The sequence below is a fragment of the Bradyrhizobium sp. P5_C11_2 genome (assembly GCF_054049755.1).
The window spans coordinates 1-4876 of sequence record NZ_JBFULT010000565.1 but is presented as its reverse complement, the minus strand read 5'-3'; the positions used below and the strand labels follow the sequence as shown (position 1 = coordinate 4876).

The following is a 4876-nucleotide window of genomic DNA, read 5'->3' as shown; positions in this document are numbered from 1 at the left end:
CAGGCGGGGAGAGGCGAAGAACCTACTCCGGCTTGCCGTAGTTCGGCGCCAGCAGGCGGTTGCGGATCAGATAGCTCATGGTGCGCGTCCAGGACTCATCGGTGTTGCCGCGCATGTCGGCGCTGGCGACCGTGATCATGTTGCCGGTCTTCACGTCGCGCAGATAGATGTTGAGGTTGATGATCAGGTTCGAGACCTTCTGCACCATGCCGGTGATCTCCAGGTCAGCACCGAGCTGCCCGGCGAGCTTGAGGTCGCAGCCGCCGCAGGCCTGCAAATTGCTGTGACGGGCGGCATCCCTGACCGGCGCGATATCGAGCAGCTGGAACCTGCCTGAACCTGCCAGTTCCTTGCGCAACTGCTCGCTGATGCGATCGAGGCGCTCGAGCTCCGGCTTCGAGCCGTAGAATTCGCCGGGCAGGCTGGTGTCGATCAGCTCGAAATCGAACACGGCGAGCTTGGGCGGATCGGCGAACGCGACTGACGCCGTCAACAGCAAAGCGATAATCGATAGCAAGGCTCGYATGATCGTGATTCCAGCGCCGGGCGGCGCGCGGACGAAATGCGGGGTTGCAAGCCGGGCCAAATCGGTCATGCTTCAAGAGAGACAATTCTCCACCGGCGGTCAAGCCGGGGAGATCTACGGAGGAAGCATGATCCGATGGTTGGTCGGCCTGGTCGGCTGGAGTCTCGCCGCGACGCAAGTCCTGGCGGCGGACCCTGCCCTGATCGGCGTCGGCTATCTCGGCGTCGCCGGCACCAGATCGACGCTGTCGCTGGTCGAGCAGCCCGCGGAGAATGACGGCGTCGCCGGCGCGCGCCTCGCGATCGAGGACAACAACACCACGGGAAAATTCCTCAACCAGCGTTTTGCGCTGGAGGAGCGCCGCATCAGGGAAGGCGAGGACGTGGTCCAGGCCGCGACCGACCTCGCCGCGCGCAACGGCTTCATCGTCGCGGACCTTCCGGCCGATGCGCTGCTGAAGGTCGCCGACGCCCTGCGCGAGCGCGGCACGCTGCTGTTCAACGCGGGGGCGATCGACGAGCGGCTGCGCGAGGCCGATTGCCGCGCCAACGTCATCCACACCGCGCCGACGCGGTCGATGCTGGCGGATGCGCTCGGCCAATATCTGGTGTGGAAGCAGTGGAAGCGCTGGCTGCTGGTGGCCGGCTCGCATGACGAGGACAAGCTCTATGCCGATGCGCTGCGGCGCGCCGCGACGCGGTTCGGCGCCAAGATCGTGCAGGAACGCACGTTCGAGGACAAAGGCGGCGCGCGGCGCACCGATAGCGGTGTGACGCTGATCCAGCGCCAGATACCCGTCTTCACCCAGCAGGCGCCGGCCTATGACGTGCTGGTCGCCGCCGACGAGAGCGAGGTGTTCGCGGCCTATCTGCCCTATCGCACCTGGGATCCGCGCCCCGTCGCGGGTTCGGCCGGGCTCGTGCCGCGCAGCTGGGACGCGGCGCAGGACCAGTGGGGCGCGATCCAGATGCAGAACCGCTTCATCAAGCTGAACTCGCGGCGCATGACCGCGCTGGACATGCAGGCCTGGACCGCGGTGCGCATGATTGGCGAGGCCACCTCGCGCACCAATTCGGGCGACGTCAAGAAGGTCACCGATTTCATCAAGGGGCCGGACTTTTCCGTCGCCGCCTTCAAGGGCACGAAGCTGACCTTGCGCGACTGGAATCTGCAATTGCGCCAGCCGATCCTGCTGGTCGACGGCCGCATGGTGGTGTCGGTGTCGCCGCAAGAGGGATTCCTGCACCAGGTCTCGGAGCTCGACACGCTCGGCTATGACCGCCCGGAGAGCAAATGCAAGTTGAAGTGAGGACGCGGATGTTGCGGATGTGGCGTGTCGGGTTGCTGTCCGGACTGGCGCTGGCGGCGGCGCCCGCGCATGCCTTCATCGCCTATGTCTCGAACGAGAAGAGCAATACGGTCTCGGTGATCGACACCGAGAGCTGGACGGTGACAAAAACCATCAAGGTCGGTCAGCGCCCGCGCGGCATCGACTTCACCCGCGACGGCAAGTTCGTGATGGTCGCGGTCGGCGACGACGACACCATCCAGGTGATCGACGCCAAGACGCAGAGCGTCGTGGACAGCCTGCCCTCCGGGCCCGATCCTGAATTGTTCGCCCAGGACGCCGCCGGCAAGATCCTCTACGTCGCCAACGAGAACGACAACACCGTGACCGTGATCGACCTCGAGAAGCGCGCCCGGCTTGGCGACATCCAGGTCGGGGTCGAGCCCGAGGGCATGACCATCAGCCCCGACGGCAAGACCCTGATCAACACGTCCGAGACGACCAACATGGCGCATTTCATCGACACCTCGTCGCGCCAGATCGTCGCCAACGTGCTGGTCGACGCCCGGCCGCGCTTTGCCGAGTTCAAGCACGACGCTTCCGAATTGTGGGTGTCCTCGGAGATCGGCGGCACCGTCTCGATCATCGATCCCAAAAAGCACGAGGTGATCGGCAAGGTCAATTTCGAGATTCCGGGCCTCCGGAAAGAGGCAATCCAGCCGGTCGGCATCGGCATGACCAGGGACGACAAGACCGCCTTCGTCGCGCTCGGCCCCGCCAACCGTATCGCCGTGGTCGACGTCGCCTCGCGCAAGGTGACGAAATACCTGCTGGTCGGGCAGCGGGTCTGGCACATGGCGTTCACGCCGGACGAAAAATACCTGCTCACCACCAACGGCGTGTCGAACGATGTTTCCGTGATCGACGTCGCCGCGCAAAAGGTGATCAAGACCATTCAGGTGGGCGAATTGCCCTGGGGCATCACGATCGCGCCATGACCAGTCCCGCTCCCATCGCCGAGCCACGCGAGAGCGCGCCGAAGCCTGAAACGGCGGCGGTGCCGGCGCTGTCGATCGACCGCGTCAGCCATGCCTATGGCCCGCGCCGGGCGCTGATGGACGTCTCCTTCAACGTGCAGCCCGCGAGCTTCACCGCGCTGCTCGGCCTCAACGGTGCCGGCAAGAGCACGCTGTTCTCGCTGATCACGCGGCTGTTCGGCATCCAGTCCGGCCGCGTCGGCATTTTCGGTCACGATGTCAGCAAGAGCCCCGGCGAGGCGCTGCGGCTGCTCGGCGTGGCGTTCCAGCCGCGCACGCTCGACCTCGATCTGTCGCTGACGCAGAACCTGCTCTATCACGCCGCGCTTCACGGCATCAGCCGCCGCGAGGCTGCCGCGCGCAGCGCCGAATTGCTCGGCCGCATCGGCCTCTCCGAGCGCGCCGGCAGCAAGGTGCGCGATCTCTCCGGCGGCCAGATGCGGCGGCTCGAGATCGCACGCGCGCTGCTGCACCGGCCGCGCCTGTTGCTGCTGGACGAGCCGACCGTCGGCCTCGACGTCAAGGCACGTGCCGACATCATCAGCCACGTCCGCCAGCTCGTCACCGAGCAAGGCATCGGCGTGCTCTGGGCCACGCATCTGTTCGACGAGATCACGGCGAGTGACGATCTCGTGGTGCTGCACCAGGGCAAGGTGCTGGCGCAGGGGCCGGTCGGCAGCGTGATTGCCGAGGCCGGCGCACAGGACGTCAACACCGCCTTCATGCGCCTGACCGGCGCGCAAGTGATGCCGGGAGGCGGCGCATGAGCAGCATCACCGCCCACGACACGCCACGCGGTTTCTCGTTTGCCGAGTACATGACCTGCCTCACCGGCATCGTCTGGCGCGAGGGGCTCCGCTTCCTGCACCAGCGCGAGCGCTTCGTCTCCGCGCTGGTGCGCCCCCTGGTGTGGCTGTTCATCTTCGCCGCCGGCTTCCGCCAGGTGCTCGGCATCTCCATCATCCCGCCCTACGAGACCTACATCCTCTATGAGGTCTTCATCGCGCCGGGGCTGATGGCGATGATCCAGCTCTTCAACGGCATGCAGTCCTCGCTGTCGATGGTTTACGACCGCGAAATGGGCAACATGCGCACGCTGCTGGTGAGCCCGCTGCCGCGCGGTTTCCTGCTGTTCTGCAAGCTGCTCGCAGGCACCGCGGTGTCGCTGCTCCAGGTCTACGCCTTCCTCCTGATCGCCTGGTTCTGGGACATCACCCCTCCTCCGATCGGTTATCTCACCGTGCTGCCTGCGCTGATCCTGTCCGGATTGATGCTGGGCTCGCTCGGCATGCTGATCTCCTCGGGCATCAAGCAGCTCGAGAATTTTGCCGGGGTGATGAACTTCGTGATCTTTCCGATGTTCTTCGCCTCCTCCGCGCTCTACCCGCTCTGGCGGGTGCAGGAGGGCAGCCCCTATCTCTACTATGTCTGCCAAGCCAATCCGTTCACCCACGCGGTCGAGCTGATCCGCTTCGCGCTCTACGGACAGATCAACTGGATCTCGCTGGCGGTGGTCGCGACCTGCACAATCGTCTTCATGATCGGGGCGATCTATGCCTATGATCCCTCGCGCGGGCTGGCGCGGCGAGGCCCTGCGGGAGGCGAAGGATGAGATCAGGGATCGTGACCATGGCTGCTATGGCGCTCGCAGTCGCGGGCACGGCCGTCCGCGCCGCCGATCCGCGCTTTCCCGACTGGCCTTGCACGCAAGCAAAAGTTCCGGACATCTCGCTTGCCGCTGTCTGGGCCGGGCCGCCGCTCGACGATGTGCAGAACAAATGGAAGGACGATGCGAAGGTCAGCGCGCTGGTCTCAAAACTGGCGGCGCGGAAGACTCCGCTGGACGAGGCCGAGAAGTCGGTGAAGGAATTTCTGGCTGGCTCGGCCAGCGACAAGACCGCGAATGCAAAACTGCTGTTCGCCGGCCTGTTCGACACCCTCAACGCCCAGCGCTCGCAGGTCATGAGCGGGCTCGAACGGGTCAGCCGCAAGCAGCGCGACGCTCAGCCGCAAGCAGCGCGACGC

Annotated in this window: 5 protein-coding genes and 1 pseudogene; 5 read left to right on the top strand and 1 reads right to left on the bottom strand. The window is 65.5% G+C overall.

Annotated features, from left to right (window positions below; all coding sequences use genetic code 11):
• Positions 1–22: 22 nt before the first annotated feature.
• Positions 23–595 (bottom strand): DUF3280 domain-containing protein, encoded by a 573-nt coding sequence (locus ACXJL8_RS34130; RefSeq protein ID WP_456686376.1) that lies wholly within the window; start codon positions 593–595, stop codon positions 23–25.
• A 58-nt stretch (positions 596–653) separates the two neighbouring features.
• Between ACXJL8_RS34130 and ACXJL8_RS34125 the strand changes: the two genes are divergently transcribed.
• From ACXJL8_RS34125 to ACXJL8_RS34105, 5 genes and pseudogenes are all read left to right on the top strand, one after another.
• On the top strand, positions 654–1835 hold the full coding sequence (locus tag ACXJL8_RS34125; RefSeq protein WP_456621019.1) for an ABC transporter substrate-binding protein: 1182 nt from the start codon (positions 654–656) through the stop codon (positions 1833–1835).
• 8 nt (positions 1836–1843) lie between these two features.
• Positions 1844–2812, top strand: a complete 969-nt coding sequence (locus ACXJL8_RS34120) for a YVTN family beta-propeller repeat protein (RefSeq protein ID WP_456621108.1) — start codon at positions 1844–1846, stop codon at positions 2810–2812.
• Entirely contained in the window at positions 2809–3618 is an 810-nt protein-coding gene (locus ACXJL8_RS34115) for an ABC transporter ATP-binding protein (protein WP_456621020.1), read from the top strand. The genes ACXJL8_RS34120 and ACXJL8_RS34115 overlap by 4 nt, the downstream gene beginning before the upstream one ends.
• Entirely contained in the window at positions 3615–4463 is an 849-nt protein-coding gene (locus ACXJL8_RS34110) for an ABC transporter permease (RefSeq protein ID WP_456621021.1), read from the top strand. The genes ACXJL8_RS34115 and ACXJL8_RS34110 overlap by 4 nt, the downstream gene beginning before the upstream one ends.
• Positions 4460–4876 (top strand): annotated as a pseudogene (locus tag ACXJL8_RS34105) (hypothetical protein); the annotation flags it as partial. The gene ACXJL8_RS34110 and the pseudogene ACXJL8_RS34105, both read left to right, overlap by 4 nt.

Excerpts from the sequence above, each read along its gene's own strand:
- ACXJL8_RS34125 (WP_456621019.1), top strand. The coding sequence starts at position 654 with ATGATCCGATGGTTGGTCGGCCTGGTCGGCTGGAGTCTCGCCGCGACG.
- ACXJL8_RS34120 (WP_456621108.1), top strand. The coding sequence starts at position 1,844 with ATGTTGCGGATGTGGCGTGTCGGGTTGCTGTCCGGACTGGCGCTGGCG.
- ACXJL8_RS34115 (WP_456621020.1), top strand. The coding sequence starts at position 2,809 with ATGACCAGTCCCGCTCCCATCGCCGAGCCACGCGAGAGCGCGCCGAAG.
- ACXJL8_RS34110 (WP_456621021.1), top strand. The coding sequence starts at position 3,615 with ATGAGCAGCATCACCGCCCACGACACGCCACGCGGTTTCTCGTTTGCC.